The 19,487-nt window shown below is 74.2% G+C and carries 18 protein-coding genes; 10 read left to right on the forward strand and 8 right to left on the reverse strand.

All coding sequences use genetic code 11. The features are described from left to right. The first annotated feature begins 80 nt into the window (after positions 1-80). Together ITJ55_RS13255 and ITJ55_RS13260 are read left to right on the forward strand one after the other, a co-directional pair. The gene (locus ITJ55_RS13255; RefSeq protein WP_194595820.1) at positions 81-917 is read left to right on the forward strand and encodes an alpha/beta fold hydrolase; all 837 of its coding nucleotides are present in this window, start codon (positions 81-83) and stop codon (positions 915-917) included. A 228-nt stretch (positions 918-1,145) separates the two neighbouring features. Further along, positions 1,146-1,856, forward strand: a complete 711-nt coding sequence (locus ITJ55_RS13260) for a hypothetical protein (RefSeq protein WP_194595821.1) — start codon at positions 1,146-1,148, stop codon at positions 1,854-1,856. 328 nt (positions 1,857-2,184) lie between these two features. Here ITJ55_RS13260 and ITJ55_RS13265 read toward each other — a convergent pair whose 3' ends face one another. Continuing rightward, positions 2,185-2,556 (reverse strand): hypothetical protein, encoded by a 372-nt coding sequence (locus tag ITJ55_RS13265; protein ID WP_194595822.1) that lies wholly within the window; start codon positions 2,554-2,556, stop codon positions 2,185-2,187. Between the two features lie 153 nt (positions 2,557-2,709). Between ITJ55_RS13265 and ITJ55_RS16070 the strand changes: the two genes are divergently transcribed. The 3 genes from ITJ55_RS16070 to ITJ55_RS13280 all read left to right on the forward strand — a co-directional run bounded on the left by ITJ55_RS16070 (position 2,710) and on the right by ITJ55_RS13280 (position 7,366). Further along, positions 2,710-5,046, forward strand: coding sequence for a serine hydrolase (locus ITJ55_RS16070; protein ID WP_228498523.1), 2,337 nt, complete (start codon positions 2,710-2,712; stop codon positions 5,044-5,046). 263 nt (positions 5,047-5,309) lie between these two features. Then, positions 5,310-6,644: a histidine kinase gene (locus ITJ55_RS13275; protein ID WP_194595823.1), complete on the forward strand. Its 1,335-nt coding sequence runs from the start codon at positions 5,310-5,312 to the stop codon at positions 6,642-6,644. After that, entirely contained in the window at positions 6,641-7,366 is a 726-nt protein-coding gene (locus tag ITJ55_RS13280; RefSeq protein ID WP_194595824.1) for a response regulator transcription factor, read from the forward strand. The genes ITJ55_RS13275 and ITJ55_RS13280 overlap by 4 nt, the downstream gene beginning before the upstream one ends. A gap of 587 nt (positions 7,367-7,953) precedes the next feature. On the opposite strand, the gene ITJ55_RS13285 is transcribed toward ITJ55_RS13280, so the two are convergent. Next, positions 7,954-8,265 (reverse strand): hypothetical protein, encoded by a 312-nt coding sequence (locus ITJ55_RS13285; protein WP_056260423.1) that lies wholly within the window; start codon positions 8,263-8,265, stop codon positions 7,954-7,956. A 529-nt stretch (positions 8,266-8,794) separates the two neighbouring features. On the opposite strand from ITJ55_RS13285, the gene ITJ55_RS13290 reads away from it, so the two are divergent. Both ITJ55_RS13290 and rlmC read left to right on the forward strand, forming a co-directional pair. Continuing rightward, positions 8,795-9,520 carry a sulfite exporter TauE/SafE family protein gene (locus ITJ55_RS13290; protein WP_194595825.1) on the forward strand — a complete coding sequence of 242 codons (726 nt, stop codon included), beginning with the start codon at positions 8,795-8,797 and terminating at the stop codon, positions 9,518-9,520. A 148-nt stretch (positions 9,521-9,668) separates the two neighbouring features. Beyond that, positions 9,669-10,877, forward strand: a complete 1,209-nt coding sequence (gene rlmC / locus ITJ55_RS13295; RefSeq protein WP_194595826.1) for a 23S rRNA (uracil(747)-C(5))-methyltransferase RlmC — start codon at positions 9,669-9,671, stop codon at positions 10,875-10,877. Between the two features lie 125 nt (positions 10,878-11,002). On the opposite strand, the gene ITJ55_RS13300 is transcribed toward rlmC, so the two are convergent. The 4 genes from ITJ55_RS13300 to ITJ55_RS13315 form a co-directional block, all read right to left on the reverse strand. Then, positions 11,003-11,848, reverse strand: coding sequence for a hypothetical protein (locus tag ITJ55_RS13300; protein ID WP_194595827.1), 846 nt, complete (start codon positions 11,846-11,848; stop codon positions 11,003-11,005). A gap of 97 nt (positions 11,849-11,945) precedes the next feature. Next, positions 11,946-13,298: an alpha-amylase family glycosyl hydrolase gene (locus ITJ55_RS13305; protein WP_194595828.1), complete on the reverse strand. Its 1,353-nt coding sequence runs from the start codon at positions 13,296-13,298 to the stop codon at positions 11,946-11,948. A gap of 75 nt (positions 13,299-13,373) precedes the next feature. After that, positions 13,374-13,733, reverse strand: a complete 360-nt coding sequence (locus tag ITJ55_RS13310; RefSeq protein WP_157490182.1) for a hypothetical protein — start codon at positions 13,731-13,733, stop codon at positions 13,374-13,376. A gap of 64 nt (positions 13,734-13,797) precedes the next feature. Continuing rightward, complete coding sequence (locus ITJ55_RS13315) at positions 13,798-14,799, reverse strand: iron-siderophore ABC transporter substrate-binding protein (protein WP_056260417.1); 1,002 nt, start codon at positions 14,797-14,799, stop codon at positions 13,798-13,800. Positions 14,800-14,919: 120 nt separating this feature from the next. On the opposite strand from ITJ55_RS13315, the gene ITJ55_RS13320 reads away from it, so the two are divergent. From ITJ55_RS13320 to ITJ55_RS13330, 3 genes are all read left to right on the forward strand, one after another. Further along, the gene (locus tag ITJ55_RS13320; protein WP_194595829.1) at positions 14,920-15,981 is read left to right on the forward strand and encodes an iron ABC transporter permease; all 1,062 of its coding nucleotides are present in this window, start codon (positions 14,920-14,922) and stop codon (positions 15,979-15,981) included. Beyond that, entirely contained in the window at positions 15,978-17,099 is a 1,122-nt protein-coding gene (locus ITJ55_RS13325; RefSeq protein WP_194595830.1) for an iron chelate uptake ABC transporter family permease subunit, read from the forward strand. Before ITJ55_RS13320 ends, ITJ55_RS13325 begins: the two co-directional genes overlap by 4 nt. Before the next feature lie 140 nt (positions 17,100-17,239). Then, positions 17,240-18,007, forward strand: a complete 768-nt coding sequence (locus tag ITJ55_RS13330; RefSeq protein WP_228498622.1) for an ABC transporter ATP-binding protein — start codon at positions 17,240-17,242, stop codon at positions 18,005-18,007. Between the two features lie 168 nt (positions 18,008-18,175). Here the strand turns inward: ITJ55_RS13330 and ITJ55_RS13335 are convergent, their stop codons facing one another. Together ITJ55_RS13335 and ITJ55_RS13340 are read right to left on the reverse strand one after the other, a co-directional pair. Beyond that, positions 18,176-19,306 (reverse strand): ribonuclease E inhibitor RraB, encoded by a 1,131-nt coding sequence (locus ITJ55_RS13335; protein WP_194595832.1) that lies wholly within the window; start codon positions 19,304-19,306, stop codon positions 18,176-18,178. Between the two features lie 18 nt (positions 19,307-19,324). Continuing rightward, entirely contained in the window at positions 19,325-19,477 is a 153-nt protein-coding gene (locus ITJ55_RS13340) for a hypothetical protein (protein ID WP_194595833.1), read from the reverse strand. Between the last annotated feature and the right edge of the window lie 10 nt (positions 19,478-19,487).

Raw genomic sequence — 19,487 nt, forward strand, 5'->3', positions numbered from 1 at the left:
CGTCGAGGCGGCGCCAGGTGACGCGGACTACGAACGGAGGGGAGCCCGCCCACCCGGCGGGAGAGAGAAGGCACCCGACCATGACCGAGATCACCGCACACCACGGCCTCTTCAAGGACACGAACCTCCACGTCGACGACACCGGCGGCTCGGGCCGCACCGTCGTCCTCATCCACGGCTGGCCCCTGTCGGGTGAGTCCTGGAGCAAGCAGGTCCCCGCGTTCGTCGAGGCCGGCTACCGCGTCGTGACCTACGACCGCCGCGGCTTCGGACGCAGCGACAAGCCCAAGACCGGCTACGACTACGACCACCTGACCGAGGACCTGCACACCGTCCTCACCGAACTCGACCTGCAGGACGTCACGCTCGTCGGCTTCTCGATGGGCGGCGGCGAGGTCGCCCGCTACTTCAGCAAGTACGGCACCGAGCGCCTGCACAGCGTCGTCTTCGCCTCGGCCGTGCCGCCGTACCTGATGAAGACCGACGACAACCCCGACGGCCCCCTCACCAAGGAGGCCGCCGCCGACATGACGGCCGGCCTGACCAAGGACGAGGACGCGTTCTACGACGACTTCACGACCGGCTTCTTCTCGGTCGACGGCGTGCTCAAGGTGTCCGAGGCCGACCGCCAGGACGCCCTGCGCCTCGCCAAGCAGGCCTCGAAGCCCGCCGCCCTCGAGGCCATGGCCTCGTTCGCGAACACCGACTTCCGTGACGACCTGACCAAGGTCACCGTGCCGACGCTGGTCATCCACGGCGACGGCGACGCGACGGTTCCCTACGAGGGGTCGGGCGCCCGCACGCACGCCGCCATCGCGGGCTCGGAGCTGCACGTCATCGAGGGCGCCCCGCACGGCGCCAACGTCAGCGACGCGGACGAGTTCAACCGCGTGGTGCTGGAGTTCCTGAAGAAGTAACCCACGTCACGACGTGCCCCCAGGAGGCGCGGTGCGGGTCCTCGAGACCGGCACCGCGCCTCCTGCGCGTACGGCCTGTGTGCCTCTTCCGCGTGGGCCCGTGGGGTGCCCCTCGTTCGGGGGTGAAGATCACGAGCGGGTAACGAACGTGGACTCGACCCATCGGTTCGGGTCGTGGTGGCGAACCCTGTACATCCCCACCGGGACCAACAGACAAGGAGCTTCACCATGAACGCCTTCACTCGCAAGCGCATCACGAAAGCCGCCTTCGGCATCGCCGCCTCGGGCGCCCTGATCTTCTCCCTCGCCGCCTGCTCGTCCAACTCGGGCACCGCGACCGACACCTCCTCGACCTCGACCTCCGCGTCGGCCGAGCCCAGCGCCGAGGCCACCCCCCTGGCCTCGATCGCCGACCTCAGCAACGGTGTCGACACCCAGGTCACCGTCGACGCGTCCTTCGTCGAAGCCCTCACCAGCCTCGGCCTCACCCCCGGTGTCGTCGGTTCGGCCACGTTCGACTCGGCCACGGGCACGTTCGCGTTCCCGATCACCGGCGGCAACGTCGACTACTACGACCCCGACGGCGACGTCCGCCCCTACGTCCAGGGCGAGATCGACCACGACGGCTCCGGCCTGTCGCTGACCGCCGGTGACACCGTCGTCGAACTGACCGACTTCCGCATCGACCCGGGTGAGTCGAAGCTCTACGGCACCGTCACCGCCAACGGCCAGGTCGCCGCCGAAGACGCCTACCTGTTCAACCTCTGGGGCGGCACCCTCAAGCCCATCCAGATGGAAGGCACCAACGCCGTCCTCGAGGGCACCACCGTCCACATCAGCCCCGACGCCGCAGCCCTGCTGAACCAGACCTTCAACACCGACGCCGTCCAGGACGAGATGCTCGTCGGCGTCGCGAAGATCACCGCCGCCACGGAGTAGTGCCGTCTGGCCGGCTCCGCCGGCTTGGCCCGCCTGGCCGGCTACTTGCCGGCCCGGCCCCAGGGCTGCACCCCTTCGGGGTGTGACCCGGAATCCGGGTCGTCTCCGTGACGACGCACCGGCCCCGCCCTGCTCGACGGGGTCGGCGATCCCGGTGGACCCCGCCTCGTGCCCCCGCACGAGGCGGGGTTTTCCCGTCCCCGGGGACGACACATCGCCACGAACCCCGTTCACGAAGACGAACCCCGATAAAACGGGGTTCATCTTCGCGAACGGGGCTCGGGGCGAGCACCACGCCCGACCGGCAGCTGATCCGGTACGTACCGGATCACGCCCCGCGCCGGGCAGCAGGCTCGGGCGGCGCGGGCGGCGGCCACGGGTCGGGCTCGGCCGTGCTGCGGGCGATGAGCGCACGGACGTCGGCGTCGTGCTGCAGCGTCCACGCGACGGCCGAGTTCAGCGACGCCGCGGTGTGCAACCACGGTCGACGCCCTCCCTCGTCGCGGCAGTGCGCGTAGACGTCGAACGCGAAGCCGCCCGTGACCGGCCGCTGGCGCACGTAGCCGAGCGGCGCCGCCTCGCCCTGCCGGATCAACCACAGCCCCTGCCCGCCCGGGATCGGCGGGATCGCACACGGGTGCTCGGCCGGAGGCTTGCGCAGTGCCGCCCGCGCGTTGTCGAACTTCGTCTGCACGCCCATGTCGGTGACCGTAGGCGCGACCACCGACGTCGGCCGCACCTCCCGCCTCGCCCCGGGGTCCCCGGGTGGCACGGGCGCGTACGACGAAAGTCGTAGGGCAGGTCCCGACTCCTGCACCCGGTGTCGCGGCGGCGCAGCCGCGAGCGTAGAGGCATGACCACGACACCGACTCGAGAAGCCCCTCCGTCCCGCCGGCACCGCCCGCGCCTCCTCGTCCGCACGACTCGCACGACGCGCACGACGCGGCTGGCCGCCGCCGCCGCCGCCGTCGTCGCCCTGGGCGTGACGCTCGCCGGGTGCGCGTCCGGGGCGACGGGCGCGACCGCCGAGGCCGCGCCTCCTGCCCCTCCGCGGCACCAGCCCGGCGGGCACTCGCTCACGCAGGACGACGTCGACACGTGGCTCGACGGTGCCGTCGGATCGGCGCTGCAGACCACGGGCATCCCGGGGGCGACCGTGTCGGTCGTCGCCGACGGCGAGCTGCTGACCGCCCGCGGCTACGGCATGGCCGACACCGGCACGGGCGACACGCCTGCCGTGGCCGTCGACCCCGAGCGCACGCTGTTCCGCGTCGGCTCGGTGTCGAAGGTGGTCTCGGCCACCGCGATCATGCAGCTCGTCGAGAAGGGCGACCTCGACCTCGACGCCGACGTGCAGCAGTACGTCGACTTCGACCTCGACACCCCGAAGGGCGCAGTGACCCTGCGGCACCTGCTGACGCACACGGCCGGCTTCGAAGAGGTCATCTCGGGCTTGATCGGCACGCCCGGCAGCGAGAAGACGCTGCGCGAGGCCGTGTCGGACGCCCCTCCCGCCCAGGTCTACGCACCCGGCACGACCCCCGCGTACTCCAACTACGGAGCCACCCTGGCCGGTTACGTCGCCCAGCGCGTCAGCGGCGTCCCCTTCGACGAGCTCGTGCAGCAGCAGGTGTTCGACCCGGCCGGCATGACCTCGTCGTCGTTCGCGCAGCCGCTGCCCGCCGAGCTCGACGCGCGCCTCGCCCACGGCTACCCCGACGACTCGAAGCCCGCCGTGCCGACCGAGGTCGTCAACGCGGCCCCGGCCGGTGCGATGTCGGCGACCGCGACCGACATGGCGCGCTTCATGCTCGCCCACCTCGGCGACCTGCCCGACGAACAATCCCTGCTGCAGCCCGCGACCCTCGCCGAGATGCACCGACCCGCGCTCGACGCCGACGACCTCGGCACGCTCGTCGCCGGCCAGCGCATGGACCTCGGCTTCTTCGACGACAGCACCCCCGGCCTGGCCGCCTTCGGCCACGACGGCGACACGCAGGTGTTCCACTCGGCCATGCGGATGTTCCCGGGCCACGACACCGGCATCTTCGTCGGACTGAACGGCAGCGGACGCTCGGCCACGGCCTCGCTCGACCTGCGCACCACGGTGCTGGACGGCTTCGCGGACCGCTACCTGCGCGACGGGTCGAGCGCCGGGTCTGCTGCCGAGTCTGGCGCTGGGTCGGCCGCCGGGTCGGCTGCCGGGTCAAGCGCCGGGTCTGCTGCCGAGTCTGGCGCTGGGTCGGCTGCCGGGTCGGCCGCCGGGTCGGCTGCCGGGTCAAGCGCCGGGTCGGCCGCGGCCGACGGCGACGACCGAGGAGGCGCGGGCACGGTCGACGACGCCTCGACCGCCTCCGACGCGGTCGCCTCGGGCACCGGCGCCGCCGGTTCGTCGGACGGCCCCGTGGCCGCCGACCTGGCCGGCACGTACCTCTCGTCGCGCTCCCCCGTCACCAATCCCGGCGCCCTCCTCGCCCTGACCGGCCAGACCACGGTCGCGGCCCGGTCGGACGGCACGGTCGCCGTGACCCCGAAGCCCCTCGGCGTGACCACCGGCGTCTACGAGAAGGTCGGCACGGACCTGTGGCGCGAGGTCGGCGGCGACGCCGTGCTCGCGACGCGGACGGCCGGTGCCGAGGCCGGCACCGACGGGGACGCGACCGTCGAGGCGATCTCGTGGGGCGCCTCCTTCACCATGCTGAGGGCGCAGCCCTGGCAGGCGGCGTCGGCCGTGCTGCCGAGCGTGGCCCTGGCCGTCGTCGTGCTGCTCGCCTCGATGGTCGTCTGGCCGGCGACCGCCCTCGCCGGAGCCGGACGTCGGCGCCGCGACCTCCGGGCGGGCGCGTCGAGTTCGTCGTCCGCCACTGCCCCGCGTCGTCGTGATCACACCCTTCTGCTGTCGCGCCTCGGGCAGGCGTCGACGCTGCTGGCCCTCGTCGGCTGGGCGGTCGTCGCCGTGCAGGCCCTGTCGTTCGCCGAGGTGTCGGCCGTCACCCTGCGCGTGCTGCAGGGGCTGCAGTTGCTCGGCGTCGTCGCGATCGTGCCGGCGGTGCTGGTCGCCTGGCAGGCCGTGCGCGACCGTCGCGGCTGGGCCGTCGTGACCGGGCGGGTGCTCGTCGTCGTGTCGCTGGTGGCCCTCGCCGGGTTCGCCTTCGGCTTCCGGCTCATCGCACCGAGCGTGAGCTTCTGATGGCTCGCCCCCAGCGCGGCCCCCGGGCCGACGGTGCACAGCCGTCGTCGGCCCGGGCCCGGGAGGCCGGCGGCACCTGGCATGCTCGGACGGTGACCACGAGCCCAGAGACCTCGCCCGCCGCAGGCGCCGCAGGCGCCGCCAGCGCTGCGAGCGCTGGGGGCGCTGGGGGTGCTGGGGGCGCTGGGGGTGCTGGGGGCGCTGGGGGTGCTGCGAGCGCCGACCGTGGCTCGACCGGCTCGACCGGGCCCGGCGTCGCGACGGTGCGCCGCGTCCTCGACCGGCTGGGCGTGCACACGACGCTCGGTCGCGACGTCGTCCTCGCCGCCGTCTGGGCGCTCGTCACGATCGCCTTCCTCGTGACGCTGCTCGCGGCAGGCGAGTTCTACGGTGCGAGCCGCAGCATCCCGACCGCCCAGGTCGTCGTCGTGATCGTGCTGGCGCTCGTGCAGCACGTGCCCCTGGCCCTCCGGCGGGTCCGACCGGTCGCCGCCCTGCTCGCGGTCGCCGTCCTGCAGGCCGCCCTGCTCGCGGTGCTGCCGACCGGCCTCGCCCTGTGGACGGCCGCCCCCGTCGTCACCGCCTACACGGTCGCCACCCTGCGGCCGACCCGGGCCGTCGTCGCGGCGGTGCTCGCCGCGGTCGGCATCGAGGCCGTGGGGGCCGCCGTCGGCGCCTCGGCCCTCGTGAAAGACCAGCTCGGCGCCCCCACCGGGCTGGGCGAGGTGGGCGCGGTCGTCGAGGCGCTCGCCCTCGTCGCGAGTGCCCTGCTGATCAACGGAGTGAGTGCCGCCGTCGGCTCGTGGGTGGCCCTGCGCCGCGCCCACGACCGTGACGCCCGGGCCCGCGCCGCCGAGACCGTCGAGCACCAGGCGACGCTCACCCGGGCCGCGGTCGCCGCCGAGCGCACCCGCATGGCCCGTGAACTGCACGACGTCGCCGCCCACCACCTGACGGGGCTCGTCGTGCAGGCCGGCGCGGCCGAACGCCTCGTCGACGGCGACCCCGAGCGCGCGAAAGAGAGCCTGCGCAGCGTCCGCGCCCAGGGCCGCGAGACCCTCGACGCGCTGAGGTCGATCGTCGGCATCCTGCGCGAGACCGGCGACGAGCCGAGCGGCACCGTGCCGGTGCCCGGCCTCGGTGACGTGGGCGACCTCGTGGACCAGGCCCGCGCCTCCGGAACCGTCGTCGAGTCACACGTCGACGGGACGCTGCCGTCGCTCGCACCGCTCGCCGACGTGACGGCCTACCGCACGGTGCAAGAGGCACTCGTCAACGCCCGTCGACACGCGCCGGGGGCGACCGTCGAGCTGCGCCTGCTCGCCACGGCCTCGGCCCTCGTGGTCGTCGTCGAGAACGACCTGCCCGTGGCTCGCGACACGTCGCGGGGCGGCGGCTTCGGGCTGGTCGGCATGCGCGAGCGGGCCGACCTGGTCGGCGGGCGGCTCGACACCGGGGTGACGGCCGAGGGGCGGTGGCGCGTCCGGCTCGAGCTGCCGGTCGAGGCCGAGACCGACGTGCTCGTCTCGCGGTCCGCTGCGTCGCCCGGGCCCGACGCGGGGCCCGTCGCGGGGCCCGTCGGCGGGGGTGCGGAGTGATCCGGGTCGTGCTGGTCGACGACCAGTCGATCGTGCGCACCGGGTTCCGGGTCGTCCTCGAGACGGCGGGAGGCATCGAGGTCGTCGGCGAGGCGTCCGGCGGGCGCGAGGCGGTCGAGGTCGTGCGACGCACCCGACCCGACGTCGTCGTGATGGACGTCCGCATGCCCGGGGGCGACGGCATCGAGGCGACGCGCGCGATCGTCGACGCCCGCGGCGGGCCCGGTGGTGCCGGGCCCGGTGGTGCCGGTGGTGCCGGTGCGGTCGACGGGCAGGAGGCGCGGGTCGGGTCGGCGAGCGCCCCCGCGGTCCTCGTCGCCACGACCTTCGACCTCGACGAGTACGTCTTCGGAGCCCTCGAGGCCGGTGCGAGCGGGTTCGTGCTGAAGGACGTCGAGCCCGACGAGTTCGTCGGTGCCGTCCGGGCTCTGGCGTCGGGGCGGGCCGCGATCGACGGTGCCACCACGCGGCGGGTCATCGCCGAGTTCACGCGGCGGCGGCGGACGTCGGCGGTCGAGCCGTCGCCCGACGTCCTGACGGAGCGCGAGCGCGAGCTCGTCCGCCTGCTCGGCGAGGGCCTGTCGAACGACGAGATCGGCGAGCGCCTGGTCGTCGAGACGAGCACGGTCAAGTCACACCTCACCCGCATCACGACCAAGCTCGGCACCCGCGACCGGCTGCAGACCGTCGTCTGGGCCTACCGCTCCGGCCTGCTGCCCTGAGCCGGGCGGCCCGACGCCCGGGCCCGGGTCGGGCGTCCCGTCATCGGCCCCCGTCGCACCGCCAGAGGGACGTCGCACCGCCAGCTGGACGTCGCACCGTCGTGGGGACGTCACACCGCCATGTGGACGTCACACCGTCAAAGGGACGTCGCACCGTCAAGGGGACGTCGCACCGCCATGGGGACGTCACACCCTCATGGGGACGTCGCACCGCCATGGGGACGTCACACCGCCATGTGGACGGTGGACGTCGCACCGCCATGTGAACGTCGCACCGCCGAATTCGGCGGTGCGACGTTCAGTCCGCGGTGCGATGCCCGCCAGCCCGCCAGCCCGGGTCGGCGGCCCGGGTCGGCGGCGACGCCGTCGCGATCATGGGGTCGGTCCCGTCGTCGAACGCCGGGAACGAACCGCTCGCGGCGTAGATGTTCGTCGACGCCCTCGAGTCGGGCCGACCAGGGGCCGTCGCCGCACCGACGTCGCCCGTGCCGAGTTTCCCGTGCCGACGGGGCACCGGCGAGTGGACAAGACACCGCGGCGTTCGGCGGCGTCCAGTCCACTCGGCGGTGTCGTGCAGGCGGAGCTGGCTAGGCGACGGGTTCGACGAGCGTGACGTGCTGCGTCGCGACCCGCACGGGCTGGCCGGCGAAGGCAGCCGCGCGCGCCTCCGACTGGAGGTAGGCGGCCTCGACCTCGGCGAACCGCGCGGCATCGCCCGGCGTGCTGACGGCCCAGACGAACTGGTTCGCGTCGCGGTCGGCGTAGGCGAACTCGATCTCGAACCCCTCCGAGAGGCGTGCGGGGATCAGCGTCGACGTGAACCACGCGACGAAGTCGTCGAGCACCCCCTCGACGAGTTCGTAGCGGCGCAGCTGGACGGTCTTCGACGAGTCGTTCATGCCGCCACCCTACTGACGCCCGCACGCCGCCACGAGACGCTCACCGCACCACGAGATGGGCACCGCACCCCCACCGCACCACGGGATGGGCACCGCACCACGACTAGTCCGGGCGCTGTGCCCATCACCTGGCGTCGTACTCGCACGCCGCAGGTCGCACGCCGCCACACCGCACGCTGCAACCCGCACCCCGCACACCGCATGCCGCACGCCGCACGGAGGCGCAGCCGACCAGCCACCTGCCCGGCCAGCCATCCCGCCACGATCTCGACATCCCGCCACGACATCGCGTGGCGGGATGTCGACATCGTGGCGGGATGCGCGGCCCACCCCCACCGCACCACGAGATGGGCACCGCACCACGACTAGTCCTGGCGCTGTGCCCATCGCCTGGCGTCGTACTCGCACGTCGCAGGCCGCACACCCCACGCCGCACACCGCCCGCCGCCCGCCGCACACCCCATGCCGCAAGCCCGCACCGCAGGAGGCGCGGCGCCGGCCGTCCACGCCTCCCCGGTAGCGTGGCCGCGTGACCCCGCTGACGCTCGCCCTCGCCGCCGCGGCCATCGTGGTCGGCGCCCTGACGCAGCGCATGGCCGGCATCGGCTTCGCGTTGACCGCGGCCCCCCTGCTCGTCGTGGTGCTCGGGCCCGAGGCCGGGGTCTCGGTCGGCAACGCCCTCGCCGCCGTCCTGGCGCTGGTCGTGCTGGCGAGCACCTGGCGGACGGTGCGGTGGCGGACGGCGGCCCTCCTCGTCCTGCCCGCGCTCGTGACGATCCCGATCGGCGCGTGGGTCGTGCAGACCGCCCCGACCGGCCCGCTGACCGTCGCGGTGGGCGCCCTGGCCCTGGTCGGAGTGCTGGTGATGGCGTTCTCGAGCCGCGCGCGCCTCCTGCCCGGCCGGGTCGGAGCCGTCGCCGCCGGCGCCCTCGGCGGGTTCATGAACGTCACCGCCGGGGTCGGCGGCCCGGCCCTCACCGTGCACGCGACGAGCGACCGCTGGCCGCGCGAGGTCTTCGTGGGCACGGGCCAGGTCTTCCTGCTGGCGATCAACCTGACCTCGGTGCTGACGAAGGGCATCCCGACCGAGCCGTTGCCCGTCTGGGCGGGCGCACTCGGCCTGCTCTTCGTCGGAGCCTTCGTCGGGCACCACCTCAGCAAGGTGGTCCCGGCGCGGGTCGGGCGCATCCTCGTGCTGACGCTCGCCGCCCTCGGCAGCGCCCTCGCCCTGGTCCGCGGCATCACCCAGCTCTGACCCGGCCCACCGCCCGCCGTCGGCCCGCCGACCGTCCGCCGCCGCCCGCCGCCGGCCCGCCGCCGGCCCGCCGCCGGCCCACCGTCGACCATCGAACCGAGGAGGCGCGGGTCGCCACCCGGCGCACCTCGCCTAGACTCGGCCCGCCATGCAGTGCGACTACTTCGACGCGGGGCTGTGCCGGTCGTGCACGCTCCTCGACCGCCCCTACCCGGTGCAGGTCGCCGAGAAGGAGGAGCGCGTCCGCGACCTGCTGGGCGCACGCCACGCCCCCGCGACCTGGCTGCCGACGTTGACCAGCCCCGAGTCGGGGTTCCGCAACAAGGCGAAGATGGTCGTCGGCGGCACGATCGACGAGCCCACGCTCGGCATCCTCGACGGGCGCGGGCAGGGCGTGGACCTGCGCGGGTGCGGCCTGCACACCGAGGGCATCCAGGCGGTGCTGCCGACGCTGGCGGCGTTCGTGACTCGCGCGCGCCTCCTGCCCTACGACGTGCCGAAGCGGCGCGGCGAGGCGAAGTACGTCCACGTCACCGAGTCGCCGTCGGGCGAGCTGATGGTGCGCTTCGTGCTGCGGAGCGAGCAGGCCCTGCCGCGGCTCCGCGCCGAGCTGCCCTGGCTGCTCGACGAGCTGCCACAGGTCGCCGTCGTCTCGGTCAACCTGCTGCCCGAGCACAAGGCCGTCCTCGAGGGCGCCGACGAGATCGTGCTGACCGAACGCGAGACGCTGACCATGCGACTCGGCGGGGTCGACCTCGAGCTGCGACCGCAGAGCTTCTTCCAGACCAACACCCAGATCGCCGCCGGCCTCTACGAGCAGGCCGCCCGGTGGGTCGACGACCTCGACCCCGCCCGCGTCTGGGACCTCTACTGCGGCGTCGGCGGCTTCGCCCTGCACGTCGCCCGCCCGGGCGCCGGGCGCACGAGCCGACACGCGCACCGCGAGGTCGTCGGCATCGAGACCAGCGAGGAGGCGGTGGCCAGCGCCCGGGGCAGCGCCCGTCGCGCAGGGCTCGAGCACGTGCGCTTCGCGGCGGACGACGCGACCCGGTTCGCGACCTCGTCGGGGTCGGGTGCTTCGGTGGGCGCGTCGTCGGCGAGCGCGTCCTCGGTTGCCGACGCCGCGCCTCCGGAGCTGGTGATCGTCAACCCGCCGCGGCGCGGCATCGGCGCGACGCTGGCCGGGTGGCTCGAGGCGTCGGACGTCGAGCACGTCGTCTACTCGAGCTGCAACCCCGTGACGCTGGCGAGCGACCTCGACGCCATGCCCTCGTTCGAGGTCGTGGCCGCCCGGGTGTTCGACATGTTCCCGCAGACGCCGCACCTCGAGGCCATGGCCCTGTTGCGCCGCCGCTGACCTGCCCGAGCCCGAGCCCCGGCCCAAGCCTCAACCCCAGCCCCGACGGTCGAGTGGTCCCGAATCGTCTTCCACCGGCGACGGAAGGACGATCCGGGACCACTCGACCACGAGCCTCGGTGATGTCAGAGCACGACGGTGCTGCTGCGCCAGCCGAGCGAGTCGTCGCCGGTCTGCCAGACGACCGTGAGGCCCCGGCCGGCCCCGCTCGACTCGCCGACCTCGGTCGTGAAGCGCTTGCCCGACCCGGCCGACACGGCGTCGATCGACCCGAGCTGTCGCCCGTCGACGAACGCCCAGAGCGTGTCGGGGTAGCCGACGACGCTTGGCTCGGCCTGGTCCTGGCTGAGCGGGCTGGCGAACGAGATCGACGCGGGGGTCGTGGTGTCGTACGCCGCGCCTCCTGCGGTCTGGTCCTCGGCACCGGCGGCGGGGTTCGTCCACTCGTAGAGGGAGTCGCCGGTCGGCGGGACGCCGGCGTCGTCGACGCGGAGGCCGTCGGCGGTCTCGCGGACGACCCAGGCGTCGGCGAGGTCGTCGGTCGTGGCGCCGACCAGGGTGAAGGCACCCTCGGGTCCCTCGGCCGAGACGAGCTCGGCGTCGCGCAGCACGTCCGCCTCGTCGGCCGTGACCGTGCCGTCGGTCGGCGAGACCGAGGCGTAGGTCTGTTCGGCGCCGTAGAACTGCTGCGCTTCGGGGCTGAGCAGTGCCCAGGCGGCGGCCGTGTCGCCGTCGGCGATCGCGTCGAGGTAGCGGGCGACGACGGCCTGCTCGGCCGAGGCCGGTTCGGCGTCGGCCGGAGACGCGTCGGCCGAGGAGGCCTCGGTCGGGGTCGCCATCGACGCGCTCGGCGTCCCCGTCGCGACGGCGGTCGGGGCCGCGACGTCGGGGTCGGACGTGCACCCGGTGGCGGCGACCAGCGCACCGACGGCGAGGGTCGAGGTCATGAGAAGCTCTCGTGTCTTAACCATGCGTGGCACGGTAGCGAGGGCCGCGGCGGGCTCGTCGCGACTCTCAGGGGATGCCCACGCAGGCCCGGGAGGCGCGGGCCGGGAGGCGCGGGCCGCCTCAGGCGCGCGCGACCACCGCCCAGCCGTGCGGCCCGACCGACAGCACGTCGCCGTCGAGACCGGCGTCGCGCCCCGCCAGCCACTCGCCCGGGGCCGGGTCGGCCACGCGCAGTTCGTCGTCGCCGAGGTTGAGCGCGACGACCAGCGACTCGCCGGGCCCCGCGCCGGTCAGCTCGAGCACGAGCGACTCGTTCGCGACCGACACGGTGCGGCTGCGGGCCGTGTGCAGCCACGGGTGCCTACGCCGCACGCCGATCAGGCGCTGGTGCAGGGCGAGGACGTCGGGGAGGGCGCCGGGCACGCCGGCACCCGGGGCCTCGGCAGGCGTCGAGGGGAACGCGGGGCGCACGGCGTCGTCGCCACCGACCCGCGCCTCCTTGACGGCCCGCAGTCCGAACTCGTCGCCGTAGTAGACCGAGGGCGTGCCGCCGAGCACGAAGAGCAGGGCGATCGCGTGGTCGTGGTGGCGCTCGTCGTCGATCTGGGTGGCGATGCGCGTGACGTCGTGGTTGCCGACGAAGGTGAGCGGGACGAACTCGTCCAAGAACTCGTCGTGACGGCGCAACGCCCACTCGAGCTCGAACAGGTTGACCTCGGCGATGCCGTGCCAGACACCCTGCCAGAGCTCGTACTGGGTGACGGAGTCGAGGCCACCGTCACGGACGGCCGCCGCGTAGTCGCCGTGCAGCACCTCGCCGACGACGTAGACGTCGGGGTGCCGTTCGCGGAGCGGCGGCAGCACGGTCGCCCAGAACTCCGACGGCACCGAGTAGGCGGCGTCGAGGCGCCAGGCGTCGGCGCCGCGGTCCGCCCAGTGCGTCAGGACGTCGGTCACCGTGCGGGCGACCTCGGGCGACGAGTGGTCGAGGGCGATGAGCCCGCCGTGCCCTTCGAAGGTGCCGAGGCTGCCGTCGGCCTCGCGTCGGAACAGGCCCGCGGCCGCCGACGACGGGTCGCGACGGGCCTCGACGAGCGCCGGGAACTCGGGCCCGACGTGGTTGAAGACGCCGTCGAGCATGACCTTGACGCCCTTGGCATGGGCGGCCTCGATCAGGGTGACGAGGTCGGCCTCGGTGCCGAGCCGCGGGTCGACCGTGAACCAGTCGATCGTGTCGTAGCCGTGCGTCGACGACGCGAACACCGGCCCGAGTTCGAGGCCGTTGGCGCCGAGCGCCAGCAGGTGGTCGAGCCACGGGACGAGGTCGAGGAGGCGCGGTGCCGGCGAGCGGTCCGCGCCGGTCGTGTCCGCCCCGACGAAGCCGAGGGGGTACACGTGCCACCACACGACGTGCTCGGTCCAGGAGGGGCCCGCCCACGCGGGGGCCGCGGCGGGGTGCTGCTGTTCGCTCATTCGCGCCACCCTAGCGACGGGCGGCGGGGAGGCGTCCCCCGCTCAGCTCGCGGGGCCGTGCAGCACGTCCCCCGCTCAGCTCGCGGGGCCGAGCAGCACGGCGAGCAGCGCGGCCGCGCCGCCGACGATGAAGAGCATCGTGCCGGCCTGCATCGTGCGGGTCTTGTTGCGGTCGGCCGTCGGCACGTCGACCTCGAGGATGGGGCAGCCCGACCAGCCGATCAGCCCGACGCTCAGGGCGACCAGCGCGGCACCGACCCAGAACAGCGTCGCGAGCCCGGCCGACAACAGGGCCGGGCGCCAGCCCGTCGACAGCAGCAACCCCAGGGCCACCGCCACGCTGCCGACCGCGGCGACGAACCAGATCGTGCCGGTCCACATGATGCGTTGGACGTTCTTCTCGGGGGTCATCAGGTCGTGCAGCTCGTGGGTCACCAGAACATCTTTCACCCTCTGCAGCGATCCGGCGCACACCGGGTGCGGACCGCGAGCGCCGCGACTACTTCGTGGCGCCCTCGAGCAGCGGCACCAGCTTCTCGAGCGCGTACTGCCGCGACAGCGCCGAACCGAGCGAATACGCCGCGGCGACGTCGCCGTCGATGACGACGGCGTGGCCCTCCTGGACGGCCGGCAGGGCCTTCCACTGCGCGTCGTCGGTGATCTCGGTCGTGTCGATGTAGATCGGGAACGCCACGATGACGTCGGCGTCGATCTCGTCGAGCTGCTCGCTCGAGATCGAGACCGAGAAGCCGCCGGCGTTCGGGGCCAGCGCCGCGATGGCGGGGTTCTGCTCGAAGCCGAGCGCCTCGAGCTGCTCGACGCGCTCGCTGTCCTCGACGTAGGCGCCCCAGCCCTCGCTGGTCTTCGTCGCGGCGGTGATCGTCTTGCCCTCCCACTCGGGGTGGGCGGCGGCGACGGCCTCGACGGCCTCCTCGTTCTCGTCGACGAGTTGCTCGCCCTTCGCCTCTTCGCCGAGCGCCTTCGACACGAGCTCCATCTGGTCGTCGAAGTCGGTCAGGTAGCTGTCGCCGCCCTCGGGCACGCCCACGGTCGGGGCGATGCTCGACAGGCGGTCGTAGCGGTCCTGGTCGCCAGAGCTCTTCGTGTCGAGGATCACGTCGGGCTCGAGGGCGGCGATCGCCTCGTACGAGGGCTCGAGGGTGCCGATGATCTCGGGGGCCTGGTCGTAGAGGCCCTGCGCCCACGGGCCGACGCCGTCGGCCGCGTCGCCGAACGCCAGCCAGTCCGAGGCCCCGACGGGCTGGACGCCCAGGGCCAGCGCCGCCTCGGCGTCGCCCCAGCCGAGCGCGACGACGCGCGTGGGCTTCTGGTCGATGGTCACCTCGCCGAACTTCGTGTCGATCGACACCGGGAAGGCGCCCGACCCGCCCGAGGCACCCCCCGAGGCGTCGTCGGAGCCGGAGTCGGAGCCGGCCGAGCAGCCGGCCAGGGCGAGGGTGGCGACCGCGACGGTGGCGGCGATCGAGAGTGTCTTGCGCATGTGTTCCTCAGGGCTGTGACGTCGGTGCTGTGACGTGTGTCGGGCGGAAGGTGATGTGCTGGAGGCGATGCCGGTGACCACCGGCACGACTCCAAGTGAGGGTAGCCTAAGCTAATCATCATGGCGATGCCCCGAGCGCTCACGGTCGGCCGTGCCCCGCGACCGACGCGAGGCTCCCGGCGCACCCGCACGCGCCTCCTCGCCCTCGTGGCCGCCCTGGCCCTGCTGGCCCTCGCCGTCGTGTTGGGCCTCGCCGTCGGCGCACGGCCGGTCGCCTTCGACGACGTGCTGCGCATCCTCACCGGTGCCGCGAGCCGCGACACGGCCGACGCCACCGCCGTGCTCGACCTGCGCCTGCCGCGCACCGTCGCCGCGATCGTGGCCGGTGCCGGGCTCGGGGTCGCCGGCGCCGTCGTGCAGGCCGTGACCCGCAACCCGCTCGCCGACCCGGGCATCCTCGGCGTGACCTCGGGCAGTGCCTTCGCCGTCGCCCTCGCGGTCGGCTTCGCCGGGGTCACCTCGGCGAGCGGCTGGGTCTGGTTCTCGTTCGTCGGCGCGGGCCTCGCGACCGTGGCGGTCGCCCTGATCGGCGGCGCCGGACGAGGAGGCGGTGGTCCCGCCCGCCTGACCCTCGCCGGCCTCGCGCTCGGGTCGGTGCTCGCGGGCATCACGTCGTCGATCGTGCTGGCCGACCCCCGCCGCTTCGACGCGGTGCGCGCGTGGGAGGTCGGCTCTCTCGCCGACCGCGGCTGGGAGCCCGTGCTGACCGTGCTGCCCTTCGTCGCGGCCGGCGTCGTCGTCGCGCTGATCGCCTCGCGGCCCCTCGACGCCGTCGCCCTCGGCGACGAGCACGCCGCGTCGGTCGGCGTCTCGGTGCCCGCCGTGCGGGTCGTCTCGCTGGTCGTCGTCACCCTGCTGGCCGGAGGCGCGACCGCGGTGGTCGGGCCCGTCGCGTTCGTGGGGCTCATGGTCGCGCACGCCGCCCGCGGCGTGGTCGGCCCCAGCCAGCCGTGGATCACCGGCCTGTCGGCCGTGCTCGGGCCGGTGCTGCTGCTGCTCGCGGACGTGCTGGGCCGGGTCGTGGCTCCCCCGGGCGAGCTGGCCGCGGGGCTCGTGACGGCCGCGATCGGGGCACCCGTGCTCATCGCGATCGCCCGCCGCCGACGGGTGGGCGGCGCATGACGCGGGCGACGGGGCCGGGCACACGGACGGGCGGGCCGGGCACGCCCCCGGGGCCGGGCACGCGGACCGGGCCGGGCACGCGCTCGACGGCCGCGGCGCCGGGTGTCGGCCCGCGCCTCCTGCGCTCGTGGCGCTCGACCGGCGGTCGGCGCCGCACCGCGACGCTCGTGCTGGTCGTCGTGGCCGTCGTCGTCGCGATCGTCGCCCTCGGCATCGGCGACTACCCGCTCAGCCCGCCCCAGGTCGTGCGGGCCCTGTTCGGCGGCGACGGGTTCGCCTCGACCATCGTGCTGAACTGGCGGCTGCCGCGCGTGCTCGCGGCCCTCGTCTTCGGCGCCGCCCTCGGAGTCTCGGGGGCGATCTTCCAGTCGTTGACCCGCAACCCGCTGGGTTCTCCCGACGTGATCGGCTTCTCGACCGGGGCCTACACGGGGGCGATCGTGGTCATCGTGTCGGGTGCCGCGTCGACGGTCGGCACCGCGGCCGGAGCCCTGGTCGGCGGGCTGGCGACCGCGCTGGTCGTCTACCTGCTGGCCTACCGCCGTGGCGTGCAGGGGCTGCGGCTGATCATCGTGGGCATCGGCGTCACGGCCCTGCTGCACTCGGTCAACAGCTGGCTGCTGCTGCGCGCCCAGACCGAGGTCGCCCTGACCGCGTCGTTCTGGGGTGCGGGCTCGCTGGCCCTCGTCGGCTGGCAGCAGCTCGTGCCCGCCCTCGTGCTGCTCGTCGTGCTGACCCCGCTCGTCATGGCGCTGTCACGACCGCTGCGACAGCTCGAGCTCGGCGACGACACCGCCCGGTCGCACGGGCTGCGCACCGAGGGGTCGCGGCTGGCGCTCGTCGTGGTCGGCGTCGCGCTGACCGCCGTGGTGACCGCCAGCACCGGGCCGATCGCCTTCGTCGCCCTCGCCGCGCCGCAGCTCGCCCGGCGCCTCGTGCGCTCGGCCGGGGTGCCGCTCGTCGGCGGCGGGCTCGTCGGCGCGGTGCTGCTGCTCGTCGCCGACCTGATCGCCCAGCACGTGGCCGCCAACCCCGTGCCGGTCGGCCTCGTCACGCTCGTGATCGGCGGGGTCTACCTGATCACGCTGCTCGTCTCGGAATCCCGGAGGTCCGCGTGAACGCCGACGCCACCCGCCCGCCCGCGCCGGAGGCGGCCCCTGTGGGCGTCGCTGCCCGCGCGTCCGAGGGGGCCCGCGCCTCCGACGGGGCGCGCGCCTCCGACGCGACCCGCGCCTCCGACGGGGCCCGCGCCTCCCGCCTGGTGGCGCGGCAGGCGCACCTCGCCTACGACCGTCGCACGGTCAGCGAGGCCGTCGACGCCGACGTCCGCGACGGGTCGTTCACGGTGATCGTCGGGCCGAACGCCTGTGGCAAGTCGACGCTGCTGAGGGCCTTCGCGCGCCTCCTGAAGCCCCGGTCGGGGTCGGTGCTGCTCGACGGTCGCGAGCTCGCGGGCGTGCCGGCGAAGGAGGCGGCGCGCATCGTGGGCCTGCTGCCCCAGACCTCGACCGCTCCCGACGGCATCACGGTCGCCGAGCTCGTGGCGCGCGGCCGCTACCCGCACCAGGGGCTGTTCCGGCAGTGGACCGCGAACGACCGCGAGGCCGTGGACGCCGCCCTGGTCGAGACCGACCTGACCGAGCTGGTCGACGTGCCGGTCGACGAGCTGTCGGGCGGGCAGCGGCAGCGCGTCTGGGTGGCGATGGCGCTCGCACAGCAGACGCCGGTGCTGCTGCTCGACGAGCCGACGACCTACCTCGACGTCGCGCACCAGTACGACCTGCTCGACCTGTTCGCGCGGTTGCACGGCCAGGGCACGACGGTCGTGGCGGTGCTGCACGACCTCAACCAGGCCGCGCGGTACGCGACCGACCTGATCGTCATGGCCGACGGTGACGTCGTGGCGACGGGCACCCCGGCCGAGGTGCTGACCGAGCAGCTCGTCACCGACGTGTTCGACCTGCCCTGCGTCGTCGTGCCCGACCCGGTGACGGGGTCGCCGATGGTCGTGCCGCGCCGCCGCTGAGGCCGGGGGTGGTCGTGCCGCGCCGCCGCTCAGGCCCGGGGTGGTCGTGCCCTACGCCCGACGCCCGGCGCGAGGTCGCACCACCGTCGCGTCGTCGAACCACGCTCCGGGGTGGTTCGACGACACCACCGTGGTGCGACCTTCCCGCGGCGGCGCCGAGCGCGCAGCTCAGGCCTGCGCTTCGGCGATGACCTCGGCGCTCCAGCCGTCGTACCGGCCGCCGGCCCGCTGCACGACGTCGAAGACCTCGCGGGTGAAGGTGACGGCGCGATCGTCGTCGAGCGCGTCCTCACGACCGGCCTCGAGTGAGGCGCCGAGCAGGCCGCGACGGGTGACCGTCACGGCGTAGCCTGACGTGCGCAGCTCGTCGGCCGCCCGTTCGGCGGCCGCCCGGCGCGGGAAGTCGGCCGTGTGCGTGACCGTCCGCGCCAGGTCGAACCGGTCGCGGAGCTGGTTGCGGGTCACGAGCTGCGCGGCGCAGCGCTGCAGGTGGACCGCGAGCGCCGTGTGTGCCTTCGCCTCGGGTGGACGGACCCCGGCCGTTCGAGCAGGACGGGCCGCGGCATGTGCAGCCCGAACCCGCAGAAGGGCACGGACGGTGGCCTCGTCGGTCTCCGTCGACGAGGCCGCACCGTGGGCCGACGAGTCGAGCCGGTCGCGGATGACGGCGAACTCCGTGGCGACGAGCGCCCATTCGTCCTCGGGCGAGACCGGCCGGCCGCGTGGGACGAGGCTGGGCAGGGCGGTGACGCGCCTGGCCTCGTCCCGCAGCGCCTCCACGTCGTCGAAGCCGAAGAAGATCGCGTCGGAACGTCGTGCCGTGGGCGTCGTCGCCCAGAACGCCACACCAGCGCGGAGGAGCTCGTCCTGGGCTCGCGGGTCGTCGACGTCGTGTGGCTGCGTGGTGACGACCGGCCGACGGCCGACGTCACCGACCAGCGGCCGTGACGGCTGCAGCGCGACGAGCTTCACGCGGATCGCCCGGAGGGTCTCGACCGTCTCGATTCGCGTGTACGGCGCCACGGCGTCCCAGTCGGAGGAGGCCCCGACCGAGTCGCTGGCGAAGACGACGGCGAAGAGGTCGAGAGCGAGGTGCCAGTCCGCGAGCGTCATCGGTCCGCCGTGACCGACCTCGGCCCAGAGCCGCTCGCAGGCCTCGTCGAATTCTGCGACGACGACGAATCCGAAGTAACGGGCCAGCCGATCGTCCGGCCGGGTCGGGCCGCCCCACTGCCCGATGCCGTACGAGAAGACGAACCGCTCTCGGTCGGTCAGGGGCAACTCGACGCGATCGTGCATGCGCGCGACCCGGAGCCCCTAGCGGGTGCGGGCGGCGGGGCGTCCGCCGCGACCGCGACGGTCGGCACGCGGCGGGCGCGAGGGGAGCACCGCCGCGACCAAGAAGAAGACGATGCCGAAGATGACGACGATCGACCCGATGACCATGAGGGCGATGATGACGGTTTCCATCCGCCCATCC

This window comes from Frigoribacterium sp. VKM Ac-1396 (assembly GCF_015350895.1).
Taxonomy (GTDB): domain Bacteria; phylum Actinomycetota; class Actinomycetes; order Actinomycetales; family Microbacteriaceae; genus Frigoribacterium.

What these genes read in the sequence shown, in the direction of transcription:
- ITJ55_RS13255 (WP_194595820.1), top strand. Translation starts at nt 81, where the DNA reads ATGACCGAGATCACCGCACACCACGGCCTCTTCAAGGACACGAACCTC.
- ITJ55_RS13260 (WP_194595821.1), top strand. Translation starts at nt 1,146, where the DNA reads ATGAACGCCTTCACTCGCAAGCGCATCACGAAAGCCGCCTTCGGCATC.
- ITJ55_RS13265 (WP_194595822.1), bottom strand. Translation starts at nt 2,556, where the DNA reads ATGGGCGTGCAGACGAAGTTCGACAACGCGCGGGCGGCACTGCGCAAG.
- ITJ55_RS16070 (WP_228498523.1), top strand. Translation starts at nt 2,710, where the DNA reads ATGACCACGACACCGACTCGAGAAGCCCCTCCGTCCCGCCGGCACCGC.
- ITJ55_RS13285 (WP_056260423.1), bottom strand. Translation starts at nt 8,265, where the DNA reads ATGAACGACTCGTCGAAGACCGTCCAGCTGCGCCGCTACGAACTCGTC.
- rlmC (WP_194595826.1), top strand. Translation starts at nt 9,669, where the DNA reads ATGCAGTGCGACTACTTCGACGCGGGGCTGTGCCGGTCGTGCACGCTC.
- ITJ55_RS13300 (WP_194595827.1), bottom strand. Translation starts at nt 11,848, where the DNA reads ATGGTTAAGACACGAGAGCTTCTCATGACCTCGACCCTCGCCGTCGGT.
- ITJ55_RS13305 (WP_194595828.1), bottom strand. Translation starts at nt 13,298, where the DNA reads ATGAGCGAACAGCAGCACCCCGCCGCGGCCCCCGCGTGGGCGGGCCCC.
- ITJ55_RS13315 (WP_056260417.1), bottom strand. Translation starts at nt 14,799, where the DNA reads ATGCGCAAGACACTCTCGATCGCCGCCACCGTCGCGGTCGCCACCCTC.
- ITJ55_RS13320 (WP_194595829.1), top strand. Translation starts at nt 14,920, where the DNA reads ATGGCGATGCCCCGAGCGCTCACGGTCGGCCGTGCCCCGCGACCGACG.
- ITJ55_RS13325 (WP_194595830.1), top strand. Translation starts at nt 15,978, where the DNA reads ATGACGCGGGCGACGGGGCCGGGCACACGGACGGGCGGGCCGGGCACG.
- ITJ55_RS13335 (WP_194595832.1), bottom strand. Translation starts at nt 19,306, where the DNA reads ATGCACGATCGCGTCGAGTTGCCCCTGACCGACCGAGAGCGGTTCGTC.
- ITJ55_RS13340 (WP_194595833.1), bottom strand. Translation starts at nt 19,477, where the DNA reads ATGGAAACCGTCATCATCGCCCTCATGGTCATCGGGTCGATCGTCGTC.